Annotated in this window: 9 protein-coding genes; 3 read left to right on the top strand and 6 right to left on the bottom strand. The window is 49.4% G+C overall.

The window, feature by feature from the left end:
* Window positions 1–22 precede the first annotated feature (22 nt).
* Both ACO0LN_RS05000 and ACO0LN_RS05005 read right to left on the bottom strand, forming a co-directional pair.
* Complete coding sequence (locus ACO0LN_RS05000) at window positions 23–2,779, bottom strand: M16 family metallopeptidase (protein ID WP_422971560.1); 2,757 nt, start codon at window positions 2,777–2,779, stop codon at window positions 23–25.
* Between the two features lie 189 nt (window positions 2,780–2,968).
* Window positions 2,969–3,805 (bottom strand): D-hexose-6-phosphate mutarotase, encoded by an 837-nt coding sequence (locus ACO0LN_RS05005; protein ID WP_422971562.1) that lies wholly within the window; start codon window positions 3,803–3,805, stop codon window positions 2,969–2,971.
* A gap of 156 nt (window positions 3,806–3,961) precedes the next feature.
* Here ACO0LN_RS05005 and ACO0LN_RS05010 point away from each other — a divergent pair, with 156 nt between their 5' ends.
* Entirely contained in the window at window positions 3,962–4,345 is a 384-nt protein-coding gene (locus tag ACO0LN_RS05010; protein WP_422971564.1) for a SirB2 family protein, read from the top strand.
* 24 nt (window positions 4,346–4,369) lie between these two features.
* A complete protein-coding gene (locus ACO0LN_RS05015) occupies window positions 4,370–5,941 on the top strand; it encodes an amidase (protein ID WP_422971566.1) in 1,572 nt (523 codons plus the stop codon).
* Window positions 5,942–5,956: 15 nt separating this feature from the next.
* Here ACO0LN_RS05015 and ACO0LN_RS05020 read toward each other — a convergent pair whose 3' ends face one another.
* A complete protein-coding gene (locus tag ACO0LN_RS05020) occupies window positions 5,957–7,555 on the bottom strand; it encodes a GMC family oxidoreductase (RefSeq protein ID WP_422971568.1) in 1,599 nt (532 codons plus the stop codon).
* A 129-nt stretch (window positions 7,556–7,684) separates the two neighbouring features.
* Between ACO0LN_RS05020 and ACO0LN_RS05025 the strand changes: the two genes are divergently transcribed.
* Window positions 7,685–8,722, top strand: a complete 1,038-nt coding sequence (locus ACO0LN_RS05025) for a helix-turn-helix domain-containing protein (RefSeq protein WP_422971570.1) — start codon at window positions 7,685–7,687, stop codon at window positions 8,720–8,722.
* A gap of 217 nt (window positions 8,723–8,939) precedes the next feature.
* Here ACO0LN_RS05025 and drt3b read toward each other — a convergent pair whose 3' ends face one another.
* From drt3b to ACO0LN_RS05040, 3 genes are all read right to left on the bottom strand, one after another.
* The gene (drt3b, locus tag ACO0LN_RS05030; RefSeq protein WP_422971572.1) at window positions 8,940–10,910 is read right to left on the bottom strand and encodes an antiviral reverse transcriptase Drt3b; all 1,971 of its coding nucleotides are present in this window, start codon (window positions 10,908–10,910) and stop codon (window positions 8,940–8,942) included.
* The gene (gene drt3a, locus ACO0LN_RS05035; RefSeq protein ID WP_422971574.1) at window positions 10,903–12,138 is read right to left on the bottom strand and encodes an antiviral reverse transcriptase Drt3a; all 1,236 of its coding nucleotides are present in this window, start codon (window positions 12,136–12,138) and stop codon (window positions 10,903–10,905) included. The genes drt3b and drt3a overlap by 8 nt, the downstream gene beginning before the upstream one ends.
* Before the next feature lie 198 nt (window positions 12,139–12,336).
* Complete coding sequence (locus ACO0LN_RS05040; protein WP_422971576.1) at window positions 12,337–14,670, bottom strand: PAS domain-containing protein; 2,334 nt, start codon at window positions 14,668–14,670, stop codon at window positions 12,337–12,339.
* Window positions 14,671–14,693 lie beyond the last annotated feature (23 nt).

Raw genomic sequence — 14,693 nt, forward strand, 5'->3', positions numbered from 1 at the left:
GTTTGCAGGCAAGTAATAAAAATTACTTGGCAGTTGCCGCCTTGGCCTTGGCTTCATCCGCAGCAATGAAGACACTCATTTTTGCAGGGTCTATATAACGGCGGAAGGCATCGTTCACCTGCTCCACTGTCAGCGCCTGTATCTTGTCATCCATGGCTTGTGACCAGGCCCAGGTGCGTTTCAGATACAGATTGCCGTTCCAGCCGCTGGCGACGGCACCATCGTTGCTGCGGCCTTGTACGCGCTGCTGCAAGAGTCCGGATTTGGCCTTGGCCAGTTCATCGGCAGTGAAACCTTCCTTCAGAGCGCGCGCCAGTTCTTCCCTGACGGCGATTTCCAGTTTTTCCAGATTCTGTGGTGCTGCCGTGGCGCTGATACTGAAGCTACCTACCGGGTCGATTTCACCTGCAGTCAGGTTGGAACCACCACCATAAGACAGTCCATCTTTCTGGCGTATGCGCTCCATCACGCGTGAGTTCATGCCGGCGCCACCACCAAAAATATAATTGGCCACGCGCAGAGCTGGGAAGTCAGCATCGTCTTCACGCAAAGTCAGGTTCATGCGACTGGAATAGACGCCGTTTTCCTTGTCAGGTGTATTGAAAGTCTTGCGCACAGCCGGGATGTCCTCGCGCTTGCTGACCAGGCGGGAGTAAGGGGACTTGCTGGTCCAGCCATCAAATACCTTGGCAACGGTCTGTTTGGTACTATCTACATCAAAATCACCAACGATGGACAATTCACCTTTGGATATACCATAAAAATCTTTATGGAAGGCCTTGACGTCTTCCAGCTTGGCATTGCGTATGGATTCCAGTGTTTCATCCAGTGTCATGGAGGCACGTACATCGCCTTTTGGATAGGTATTGAAATGCTGTGCCATCGCACGGCTGGCAACGGCAGAAGGTTCATTGCGTGAAGCTTCAGTATTGACCAAAGCTCTTTCTTTCAATTGCTTGAATTCGCTTTCCGGGAAATTGGCTTCCTTCAGGACATGCGCCACCAGTTCCAGTGCTGCCGGCAAGTTCGCCTTGGTGGTCTGGAATGAATACAGGCCGCCGCTCATTTTCAGCTTGGACATTTCATCTGCCAACTGTGCGCGCGAATATTTGCTGGTGCCTGTGCTCAGCAAGCCGCCAGTAAAGCCCATGACGGTGGATTTGCCAAACAGGGTTTTCTCATCACCCCAGTGCAAATTCAGGGACACGTTCACAGTTTCGCCACGGGTCTTTTTAGGTAATAGTGCCACTTGCAGATTGCCGATATTGCTGACTTGCGTGCGCTTGTCGATGTTTGCCGGTGACGGGTCAAACACTTCACCCGTCAGTGTTGCTGCCTTGGGTTTGAAGTCTTTCATGACTTCTGCAATAGTTGGTGCAGCAGGTACGTCAGCGCGTTGTGGATTGTCTTCCGGGATGAAGGTACCAACGGTACGGTTGTCGCGCACCAGATATTTTTTCACAGCGGCAGTGACTTCTTCAGAGCTGACTTTATCTGCATCATCCCTGTCCTTGAACAAGTAGCGCCAGTCACCCATGGCGATATATTCAGACATGCTGACGCCTATGGATTCGTGGTTGTTCAGCAGTTTTTCATAGTAGTTGGCATTGTCGCGCTTCAGACGTTCCAGTTCTTCCTTGGTCGGTGGATTTTTCTTGAAGTCTTCTATGCCTGCCAGCAGGGCATCTCTGGCTGCATCGACAGATTCACCTTTCTTGACGACGGCACCGATAATGGTGAGGCCAGGTTCAACTTGCCCCATGCTGCTGGAAAATACTTGTACCAGCTTGCCTGTCTCTACCAGTTGTTTGTGCAGGCGGCCATGCGGTGCACTGGCCAGTATGCTGCCAGCATAGTTCAGCGCATCACGGTCATGATGCAAGCCAGCGGGTACCTTATAGGCAATCATCACCATCTGCACATCACCCTTGCGGCGCACGACAAAGCTGCGCTCGCCATCCTGGGTTGGTTCTGTGGTCCAGAACTGCGGCAGGCTGCGTGTTGGCTTGGCGATTTTGCCAAAGGAGGCACTAATCCATTGCAGGGCTTTTTCAGCTTCAAATTTACCGGCTACCAGCAGCACGGCATTGTCTGGCTGGTAGTAGTTACGGTAAAAACCCTGCAGGTTTTCTATCTTGACATTTTCTATATCGCTGCGGTTACCTATGGTCGAATTGCCATAGTTATGCCAGTCAAAAGCCACGCTCTGCATGCGTTTCATCAGTACTGCGCCCGGTGAATTTTCACCGCGTTCATATTCATTGCGCACGACCGTCATTTCGGTGTCGAGGTCTTTTCTGGCAATATTGGAGTTGACCATGCGGTCAGCTTCCATCTCCAATGCCCATTTCAGATTTTCATCGCTGGCCTGGAACAGTTCAAAATAATTGGTGCGGTCCAGAGACGTGGTGCCATTGATGCGCATGCCGCGTTTATTGAAATCTTCCGTGATTTTAGGATTGGTAGGTGTGCCCTTGAACATCAGATGTTCCAGCAAATGCGCCATGCCGGTTTCGCCATAGTTTTCATGGCGGGAACCAACCAGATAGGTGACGTTCACCGTCACGGTAGGTTTGGATGCATCTGGCATCAGCAACACGCGCAGGCCATTGGGCAGACGGTATTCCGTGATTCCCTCAACGCTGGTTACCTGGCTGACACCTTTGGGCAGGGTGTCTGCCATGGTGACGGGGGCGGTAAACAGAATAGCACCGCCCAGCACCAGAGCGCGCAAGACGGGTTTGAGAGTAAGGTGCATGCCAGAGCGTAGTTGTTGCATAAAATCCTTCTATGATGTCAGGGTACAAAAATAATAAATCCGTCGGGCGGATTACACCTGACGGATATGATTTATGAAAATAGTTAAAGTTGCAGCTATTTTGTAATAAAGATAGACGATATTTGCCGATCGGCACTAAATGGCTGTAGGCCATTTTAATTGTAACTATGTGTTAAATATAGTCATTTGTCAATTGTGCGCTTGATTGTGTGCGGACTTCACTTCCAGCGTCTGGCTGCCACTCCAGCTATCACCTGGTGCCAGCATGATGGGGCGTAATATCGTCGCTGCCTCCACGCACAGCATATTGTTTTCACCGCCGGCATGCAGGTCATTGATCTTGGCCGCGCCTGCACCGGGGTTCCAGACCACGGCATCGGCAAAACCACTGCTGCGTATGAGGGTATTTTGTTGTGGTTGACGCAATTCCAGCTGGGCCGGAACATGGCCATAGATGCGGTCGGTTTCACCGCTGATACGCAGGCAGGGCTCCGCTTCCAGGCAATGATCTGCCCCTGTAACGGTATCGCGGTAATGCAGACCCTGCAGGCCATGCAGGCTGACATCTGCAATATCCTGCACCGCCAGGTAAGTATGCAGGGCCGTGCTGAAGCTGAAATTGGTGTCGCCCGTATTGTGTATTTCCAGCAGGATTTGCAGGCTATTGCCGAGTATGCAGACGCGCAGTTCTGCGCGAAAGACATAAGGCCAGATAGTCAGGCGGGCGATGTTTTCTTTCAGTTCATAGACGGCCTGGGCCGCACCGCTTTCCAGCAAACCAGACTGCAAGAGCTTCCATTCAGAAGTGCGGGCAAAACCATGCTTGGGTAAAGTACCTTGGTTGGAAAACTGCGGGAACACCACCGGCACACCACCACGGATGGCGACACCATCCTGAAAGGCCGAGGTCTGGCTCATGAATAATTGCTCAACCCCGCCCGCAGGTATCCAGGAACACAGATGCGCGCCCTGGCTGGCAATTTTTGCAGTGGCACCGTCTTGGGATGTGAGATTGAGGAAATTCATGCAGGCTTTCTTTCAGTAAATATTGATATGCATCAGTGTAATGGATAGTTGCGCAAATGGTATGGGTTTGCTCTTACTTACTGCGCTTACCGCGACAAAAAAAGCTGGCTTTCGGTTAGTATGGCAGTCACAAAAATGTCACGGAAGTAAAACCCCATGCCCATCAGCTATCTCGCCGTTAAACACCTGCACCTGACTTGCGTGGGCTTGAGTGGCAGCCTGTTCCTGCTACGCGGTATCTGGAAAATGCGTGGCTCTGCAATGCTGGGCCAGCGCTGGGTCAAAATCCTGCCGCATCTCATAGACACACTCTTGCTGGCCAGTGCATTGACACTGGCAGTATTGAGCGGGCAATATCCGTTCCAGCAAAACTGGCTGACGGCAAAATTATTTGCCCTGATACTGTATATCGTTCTTGGCACAGTCGCCTTGAAACGTGGCAAGACGCCAGCCATACGCACTGCTGCTTTTATCGCTGCCATCCTGGTTTTTGCCTATATCATCAGCGTTGCCCTGAGCAAGCAAGTCATACCATTCTGATCAATGAGACGTAAGAGATTTTTCATGAGTATCTATTTTTGCAAACCAAAGTTCAGTCTCAGCCTGCTTGCTGCCCTGCCCCTGCTATATGGTCAGCAAGTCTTTGCCAGCGAGACCCTGCATGAGCTGGCGCAAGATTTGCAGACCGGTAAAACCACGGCACAGCAAATTTTTGATAGCTATGATGCGCGCATACAAATATATAACCAGGGCATACAGGCGGTGACTACGCGTAATCCGCAAGCCAGGGCAGACGCATTGGCAGTAGATCAGCAAAAAACACCACGTGGCAGCCTGGCAGGTTTGCCCTTGCTTTTGAAAGACAATATCGCCGCGCGCGGCATGGTGACTACCGCCGGTTCACTGGCGCTGGCAGACAATCTGGCAGTGCAGGATGCACCTGTGGTAGCCCGTTTGCGCGCCGCCGGAGCCGTCATTCTTGGCAAGGCCAATCTCAGTGAATGGGCGAATCTGCGTTCATCGCAATCAACCAGTGGCTGGAGCAGTGCCGGCGGACAAACCCGCAACCCCTATGCACCTGAGCGTAGCCCCTGCGGTTCCAGCGCTGGTTCAGGTGCTGCGGTAGCTGCGCGTTTGATCCCTGCTGCCATCGGTACAGAAACCGATGGTTCCATCGTTTGCCCGGCATCGGTGAATGGTCTGGTCGGTTTGAAACCCACCATAGGCCTGGTCAGCCGCACAGGCATCGTCCCGCTCAGCCATAGCCAGGATACAGCTGGTCCCATGACCCTGAACGTGCGGGATGCGGCGATGTTATTGAATGTCATGGCTGGCAGCGATGCGCAAGACCCGGCCACCCGCGCTGCCAACCGCCACCGCAGCAAGGACTATACCGCAGGCTTGCAAACCAGCGCTTTGCAAGGCAAGCGCCTGGGCATAGTACGCAAACTGGTAGATGGTTATGACACCGCGACCAAGATGTTGTTCGACCAGACCCTGGTCACCCTGATTGCGCAAGGCGCTACCGTCGTAGATCAGATAGACCTGCCTTATCTGGAAGAGCTGGATAAAGATGAATTGACGGTCTTGCTGTATGAATTCAAGGCGGACCTGAACGCCTACCTGGCCAAAACCCCAGCCACAGTCACAACCCGCACGATGGCAGACGTAATCGCCTTCAACAAGCAACATGCCGACACCGTCATGCCCTATTTCGCGCAGGAACTGATGGAGCAGGCACAAGCCAAAGGCAAGCTCAGCGATGCCGCCTATCGCCAGGCCAGTGCCCGTATCAAGCTGCGCGCTGGCAAGCAGGGTATAGATGCCGTACTCAAAAAATACAAGCTTGATGCCCTGATTGCACCAACGACCGGCACCGCCTGGCTCATCGACTACAAGGCCGGTGACGTGCTCGAAGGCAGCGCCAGCAGCCCGGCAGCAATCGCCGGTTACCCACACCTGACCGTACCCATGGGGACAGTCAGGGGTTTGCCGGTTGGCTTGTCACTGTTTGCCGGTGCCTGGTCAGAAGCAAAATTGCTGAACATGGGCTATGCCTTTGAGCAGGCCAGACCAGCCCTGCCCGCGCCCAGCCTGGCAATCACCGCAACGGCTGCAACGGTAGAAGTCAAATAGCCCGCCTGTTTTTGACTACAAGGCAGCCCTGATCATATCCGCCGCCTTTTCCCCTATCATCATGGTAGGGGCATTGGTATTGCCGCCGATCAGGGTGGGCATGATGGACGCATCAACGACGCGCAAGCCTGTCATGCCATGCACGCGCAATTGCGGATCGACCACGGCCATCGCATCCACACCCATCTTGCAAGTGCCTATGGGGTGATACACGGTATCGCTGGTCTGGCGCAGGACTGCACGTATCTCATCATCAGTATGCACATTCGCCGTCTGGAAGTCACTGGTACGGGCTGCTACCAGAGCCGGTGCATCCATGAGTTTGCGCGTCAGTTTAAAGCCCTTGACCATGTTTTCTATATCATCCGGATGCTCGAGAAAGCGCGGGTTGATCAGCGGCGCAGCCATGGGGTCTTTGCTGTCCAGCGTCACTTCACCGACACTCTTAGGGCGTAACAGGCACATATGGCAGGAATAGCCATGGCCCAAATGAAGTTTGCGTGCATGGTCATCCAGCATGGCCAGCACAAAATGCAGTTGTATGTCGGGCGCGCTCAGACCAGGATCGGTCTTCAGGAAGCCGCCGCCCTCAGCGCCATTCGAGGTCAGCAAGCCGCGCCGTTGCTTTTGATAGCGTCTGAACTCCTTCACCATGCGCACGCTGCCGCCAGCAGAAATACCTAATAGATCCAGGCTTTTGGCGCGGTATTTGAAAACGAAGTCAGGATGATCCTGCAAATTCTGGCCTACGCCGGGCAGGTCATGTACCACGGGTATCCCCAGCGCTTGCAAGGCCTTGCCATCACCCACGCCAGACAGCATCAGCAATTGTGGCGTCTGGAAGGCACCTGCCGCCAGCAGGATTTCCTTGCCTGCCTTCAGGGTCTTGGTCTGTCCGCCTTGCCGGTATTCCACACCAACGGCACGCTTGCCTTCAAACAGTATGCGCGTCACATGGCAGCCGGTTTCCACTTGCAAATTACTGCGCTTGCCCATATGTGGGTGCAGGTAGCCACGGGCTGCTGTCCAGCGTTCACCATTGTGCTGGGTGACCTGGTAGATGCCTACGCCCTCTTGTTCTTCACCATTGAAGTCGGTATTAATATTGAAACCAGCCTGGCGGGCCGCTTCGAGATAAATCTGCTGGTAAGGATTGTCGCTGCGCAATTCACTGACATGCATCGGGCCAGACTGGCCATGATAATGGCCGCCATGGGTTTCATTGTTTTCGGACTTCTTAAAGTAGGGCAAGACCTCATCAAAAGACCAACCAGTATTGCCCAAAGCTGCCCACTGGTCATAATCCTGCTTGTGACCACGGATATACACCATCGCATTGATGCCTGACGAGCCACCCAGCATCTTGCCGCGTGGCTGGTAACCGCGCCTGCCATTCAGGCCGGGCTGTGGCACGGTTTCAAAAGCCCAGTTATTCAGCTTGGTCGGCAGCATCGCCACTACACCCGCCGGGGTATTGACTACCCAGCTATCACCCTTGCCACCGGATTCGAGTATGGTCACATGCAGATTTGGGTCTTCCGTCAGGCGGCCAGCCACGGCACAAGCGCCGGAGCCGCCACCGACGACGATGTAGTCGGGTGTAGTAGTTGTCATATTGTCTCTTAATATTATTGTAGTTCACACTATATTGCCGAAATCTGAGTTCCGGTGTAGCTTAGGATATTAAATCTTCAGACTCCAGAACGTAAGGACAAATCCTGCCAGCTTGCAGCGAATGCGCAGATGAACAACAAAGTGCTCTCAGTACAGGATGCAGTATTTCCGGCCCACCCGTTTTCGGGTTTGCTGGCGATAGGCCGTGAGCGTGACTGGCGTTTGCAGGACATGTTCCCGGCGCTGGGCCTCAATGCAGAAGGCCGCCCGCCTGAGGATGTACGCATCAGCTATGCGCAAGCCAGGGAGAGTTTGTTGCAGGCACGGCATCATGGTGGCGCAGACCTGGGAATATTATCCGGCGCCCGCAAGTCCCTGCCAGCACTCGGTGCGATGGCGAGTGGCATGCTGGCGCAAGCGACATTGTCAGAGGCCATGTATTTTGGCCTGGAGTACCAGTTGATCGCCGGTGCCATGGTGCAATTGCAACTGGAGCCTGGTGAACACACATCGGTATTGACAGCGCGACCTCTGTTTGATGATGGCGAGTTACAGGATTTCCTGGATGCAGATCACCTGGCAACCGCCATCAACGTCAGCCGTGCCCTGTGTGGCGCGGCCCTGCACATCGACAGAGTGGAGTTGCGTGGTAACAGGCAAGCCAGCCGTTCTGTTGCCGAAGGTTTCTTTGGATGTCCCGTCGTCTATGGTGCCGATGTCAGCCGCGTCATCGTCAGCAACAAGGTACTCGATACCTTCTTGATCAACCCTGACCCTGACCTCGCCGCCAGCAGCAAAATGCGCTGCGATGCAGAGCTGGCCGCAGTCGGCCTGACAGGCAGGCAAAGCCTTTTGCACAAACTGGTCAGCCTGCAATGCGATTACCGCAGTGTGCCTGAACTGGCTAGTGCATTGAGCATCAGCGAGCGCTCCCTGCATAGACTGCTGGCGCGTGAAGGCTGCTCTTACTTCCAGATCGCAGAAAGCCTGCGCATGGAAAAAGCCAGGCATTATTTGCGTAACACCGACATGAGCCTGGACGACATCGCCGCACAATTACATTATTCAGACAGCCGCAGTTTTCGCCGCGCTTTTAAGCGGGCAGTGAATCTGACGCCTTCGGAATTTAGACAGGAATTAATGATATCTACATTGTCGAATATTTAGGAACTATGCAGCAGATTAACGGGTGAGAGGCATTCCTCAATCCTAAGTGTGTACAACAAGTATGTGTTGCTCTTTGATAAGCCGAAGGACTTCACCTTCATTAAGTGCAAGGCTTTGACCTTTTCGCTAAAAAAGTATAACCATTTCAGAGAAGACCGAAGCCTTTACTTTGTGGTGGAGAATATATTGAAACACCCCTCCTACAAAGATTAACTCATCAGTAGACTCGTTTCAACTCTTTTCGTTGCAACGAATTTAATAGATCAATTTCTTCCCAATTTACAAACCAGTAATTAAGGACTGCGGTAGTTATGAAGTTGTGAATATCAGATGTCGACGGAATGGAGTTTCCGCCAAAATTGCGACAAAATTTAGTAACCCAAGCTATTCGTTTGGATTTACTTAAGAATGGGCAACTGATGGCATCGAGAAATAAACAGGCTTGTTCAGCCTGAGTTGAAGTGCCTGAAATGCGGGTCAGTTTTTTGTCAATTAATACCGTTAATGCCCTTTTTACAGTCGCATAAATGGGTCTATTTTTTATATAAAACAAACACGTGATGATATCGAAATAAGAGCAATCTTCGTTTAGCTCGAACATTTTTTCAATTGTATTGACTGGTAACAAATAGTCGTCACCAAGCTCACTAATGGCGAGAAGAACATTTACGCTTTCTAAGTGCACGAAATTTTCGACTTTAGTGCGTTTTTTGGGTAAGCCTTCGAAAAATAGTTCAATACCTAATTCAAAGGTTCTTTGCTTAACCGTATGCTCATATTCACCAAGATACATTTCAGCAAATCGATTCACTAAAATAATCGACGCACATAATTTGTATGACGAGCTTACCGCTGGAGCAGCGGAGTAAAAAAAGAAAACTACTTCAAGAAAAATTAAGCAAACGGTTTTATATTTGCTTAGATCTTTATCATCAATTTTTGTAACATTAGTGATGCGTTTAATTCTCTCTAAAAATGCACTAATTATGTAAGACGACACATCATCGTATGTAACTTGATTTGATATACAAACTGATTTTACTGCATCTATAAAGCTTCGCTTCAAATTGTCTTGACGCCAAACGTCTTTCGGTTTTAAAGAGTTACTACCATTTTCATCAGAAAGGAATTTGTTAAAGAATTCGTTTATGACCGAATTCACGTCACGTATTACATGCGATTTTTTTGTAAAGAAGGGCCGTTCATACTTTATTGTTTTCGTCTCATGAACATGCAGATTGAATTTAAGTAGCTCTTCAGAATAAATTTCGAAAATTCTTTTTGATGTTTCTTCAGCTAGTGTGAATATGTAAATGTCGTCGACATATCGACGAATTTCATAATCGGCCCCAAGTTTTAAATTTTCACTTTCTAATTTTGTGCAGACAGAGACATCAATCTGTTGACAAATAATTTCTGCAAAAATTCGACTTACTTCTGGCCCGATGACAATCCCATTCGTTTCATTGTAATTGCATTTTTGCATTAATTTATCAAATTCTTGCCCGAAAGTTTCACTCATTCCTTTGAATAAATTATTTTTTACAAATACTTTTTCTTTTGTGGCCCACGCCATAGTGTGCGTATAAATACTGTCAAAACATTTGGCTACATCAATGGACCATAAGGAGGAATATCTTTTTTCTAGCGTGATAAAGTCATTTGAATTGAAGAACTTGTAAAGACGTTCATGACCTTGATATGCGAAGAAAGACGACGAGTGGCGAAAGACTAGATCTGTACTCGCTGCGTGAACTGACCCATATTTATATTGATTTAAATTCCCCAGAGGGTTTCTATAGAAAAATGAACTCGCAATTCGATGTGGTGCTCGTATAGATGCCTTACTTCGTGAGCAGTAGTAGCAAATTAGCTTTTCGTATTTTTCGTAAAAACTTTTGATGCGCCATTGGGACGTAGGATGTAATAACGCTAGTCTTCTATAACCTAATGCATTTTTTCGTATCTTATACAAAAATGGAATAGTGTATTTATTTTCTTGATTTTCTATAAGCGAATCAATGATTAGTTTGAGAACGGGTTCATTTGCACCAGGTTGCGATTTGACTCTTTGATAAAAACCTTCATTCGAAAATATGACTGGAGTCTCCTGTGGTAATGTCTCTGTGATCAAGACTCTACAGTAGTCAGTTTTATCTACTTTAATTGCGGTTTTTTTATTACGCATATCGCCAACATTTCTGAATTTGCTCTAAAGAGGTAGGTGGAAAATGCAAAAAAGTTTTGTTTTTGAATCCTGCGCTGAATGAAATTTTAAGAAGCGATTGCCGATGTAAATTAGATGTTAATCTACGTTGAAAGTTAGAAAAAACCGCTCCATTACTCGATAAAATTGCCGCTTTTAAAAATTTGTCGAGTTTTTCCAAGCCGTTATCAGATGAAGCGTTTACTAAGTGATAGTTATAATAGATGCCAGCCAATTTCTTTTTACCAAGATTTGAATCCATAATACTAAAATTGCCTGCGAGGAATTTAAGTCTTCGTTCAAATAAATCAAAATCTAAATCCTGACAATATCCAATTAATGCTCTTATTATTCGAGTTTTTAATTTTGCGACCTTGCTATCAGCAATATCTAAGATAACGTCTCGAAAACAATTTTTTTGGGCGGGATTTATTACCGAGAATTTATAGCCGAGATATTCGAAATCAAGGACTGATGCTGAGTCTCCCTTTACTTTATCAACGAGTTTAAAAAATTCTTTATTTCGGGACAGAGACAGTCCATTTGGCAGTTTTAAGTTGATGTTTTTAATGAAATTTGGCGGATCTTCAGTTGCGTTAGTAATGATTATGATGTCATCAACATATCTAGAATAAAAAAAAATATTTTTATTTTTTCTTATGCTTTCATCAAAATCTTTCATCATCAACTCAGAGAGAGTTGCGCTCACCGCAAGGCCTCTAGGAATTCCGGTGCCACCCATTGCCCGAAAATGCTCAAAGAGATTGATTACTAGTGCCTTCGATGGGCCACTTAGTTGGGGTATTGAGGTAACTTTTTTTAAAACGTCATTGATGTCAAAAGATTCGTAGAAACTTTTGACATCCAGTCTGTATAAAATATAATTTACACCCTCACTAACAATATTTGCAACATTCGAAATAATAGATGTTCTTGCTGGATGCCGAAAATCACAATATTGGCGAATATTATTATTAATTTTTCGGATTAATAATTCATCGTAAAAATTGGTAAAGGCATAAACAGGTTTTTTTCGTAAAACATTTACCGATAGCGGGCATACATTCCATTTGCCAATCCTAGCGCGTTCGATAGATCTTAAAACCATCTCATCTTTAATGGGCTCTTGCCGCAATGCTGGATGATCATTAAAGTCGCTTTTGCGAAGAACTCTGAGAATGGAATTTTGATTGAACGATTGATCGTACATGCCAACCTCTGTAAGAGAGCGTTTTGAAAGAACTCATTGCATCTTTGTAGACTAAAAATCGAATAAATCTCAATATTCAATATACATGGGAACTGGGTGATGTTGTTAATAAATTATATTAATTTAATATTATTTATTGGTTTTTTGATGAATATTGAAGCGCCCTCAATGGGTAAAGCTTGAATGATATTCTCGTGTTCAACGATACACATCAAACTCAAACCAGAACGTTGAGCCCTGACCCGCTGTGCTGACAAAGCCGATTTGTCCGTGCATTTTTTCCAGCATGGCTTTGGTGATGGACAGGCCCAGGCCGGTGCCGCCTTTTTGCCGGGTGTCCGTGCCATCGGCTTGGGTGAAGGGTTCGAACAGGTGTTCCTGGAATTCCGGGGCGATGCCTACGCCTCTGTCCCGAACTTCAACACGGTAACGCGGGCCTTTGCCAAATACGCGCAATAACACTGTTTCACCCTCGCGGGAAAACTTGGCGGCATTGGAGATCAGGTTGGCCATGACTTGCATGAGCCTGTCATGGTCAGCCAGTATCCAGGCTTGTTGCGGGTGGTGGTCGAGTACCAGGTTGACCTTGAGTGAACTGGCGTACGATATATGCAGTTCCAGCGCATTTTGTACCAGTGCTACGAGGTCCAGTGCTTCTGAGCGGAAGATCATTTTGCCGCTGGCCAGCTTGTCCATGTCCAGAATGTCATTGACCAGGGTGATCAGGCGCTTGCTGTTATTGTGGGCGATGCGTATCAGGTGCTCGGCCTGCTTGGGCAAGACGCCGCTGACGCCTGACTCCAGCAAGCTCAGGGATCCACGTATCGAAGTCAGTGGGGTGCGCAATTCATGGCTGACGACGGAAATGAATTCCGTCTTCAAACGGTTCATGCGCAGCCTGTCACTGATATCCATCGCAAAGGCGACCCAGCCACGCTCAGAATTTTCCAGATGACTGAGACCGACCAGGATGGGTACTCCGGTATTCCCGCTTTGCAGCAGCATGATTTCGAAAGGGGCGGTGGTGCCAGTCTGTATCAAGTCTTTATAGGCTTGCTGGCAGATCTTCAAATCCTGTGGTGACAACAGGGTTGCCCAGGCGCTGTCCTGGGTCAGCAGATAATCCCTGTCATAGCCGCTGAACTGGGTAAATACATCATTCACCTCCAGTATCTGGCCTGCTTCGTTACCCTGGATGATGCCGATCAGGCTGGAATTCATCAGCCTTTGCAGGCGCTGTTCGCTGGTGCGCAAGGCGTCCAGGGTTGCCCTTTGCTCGGTGACGTCTTCTATCATCCAGACGGCACCGCGCACATAGCTCTCGGTTGGCAGGGCACGTCCGGCCACGCGGCCAGTGAAAGATTCACCATTAAACCGCCTTAATTTCCACTCCAGTTCGACGAGTTCGTCGGCCTGCAGTCCGGGCACTACCTTTTCACTGAAGGCAGCGTAATCGTCTGGCCCCTGATACAGGAAGGTAGTCTTCACGCCTATCATGGCCTGGGCATCAGGGAAGCGGCATAGCTCTGCCAGTGCCTTGTTGGCCCGGACGATGACACCATCGCTGACAAACATGATGCCCACCGGGGCATTGGTGATGAGGATTTCCAGTTCCCTGGCAAGTTCTTTATAACGGTTTTTGTTGGACTCGAGCAGCTCCTGGTTTTGCCTCAGCATTTCCTCGGTCTGTTTGCGCTCGGTGATATCGATGTGGGTGCCAACCATGCGCAAGGGCTTGCCCTTGCTGTCCCATTCAACGATGCTGCCTAGCGACATGATCCAGCGCCACTCGCCAGCCTTGTTTTTTTGCCTGAACTCGGCGTGGTAATCGGCCGCGCCCTTTGCTGCTGCATGGGCCTTATAGGCATGTTTCAGATTCGCGACATCGTCGGGGTGGACACCAGTGCCCCAGAAATAATCCCAGAACTGTTGTGGATGGCTAAAGTCGCCAGGTTCATAGCCCAGCATCTGCAAATATTCAGGGCTGAAGCTGCCGTCACCGGTTTGCAGATTGATGTCATACAAACCCTGGTTCGAGGCTTTCATGACCAGGCTGCGCTGGCGTTCGGCGGCCAGCAGTCTTTGCTCGGTGAGTTTGCGTTCGGTATTGTCACTCAGGAAGCCATGCCACAGTACACTGCCATCAGGCAGGCGTTCCGGTGTGGCGTCGCCTACTACCCAGCGGTCTGGCTGGCCAGCGGCAATGATGCGGTATTCCTGGTGCCAGGGGCTGAGTTCGGCAAAGGACTTGCGCACGGTCGCGATCATTTTGGGCAAATCATCGGGATGCACTTTGGCGAACATTAAGCTGGCATCTTCACGCAATTGCTCTGCCTTGACACCAAAAAAGGTTTCTACTGCTTCACTGGCATAGGGCAGGCAAAAGCGGGCGTCCGGATAACGGCGGAACTGATAAAACATGCCCGGCAGGCAGCGGGAAAAATTGGACAGCAAGGCGTGACTGCGTTGCAATGCCGCCAGCTCGGTTTCTTCTGGTGCAAGCTCGGCTGACATTGCAGGTAACTCAGACATGCCAGGTAGTCTTTTCCATATCT

Origin of the sequence: Undibacterium sp. TC9W (assembly GCF_049339865.1) — a bacterium.
Lineage (GTDB): Bacteria > Pseudomonadota > Gammaproteobacteria > Burkholderiales > Burkholderiaceae_D > Undibacterium.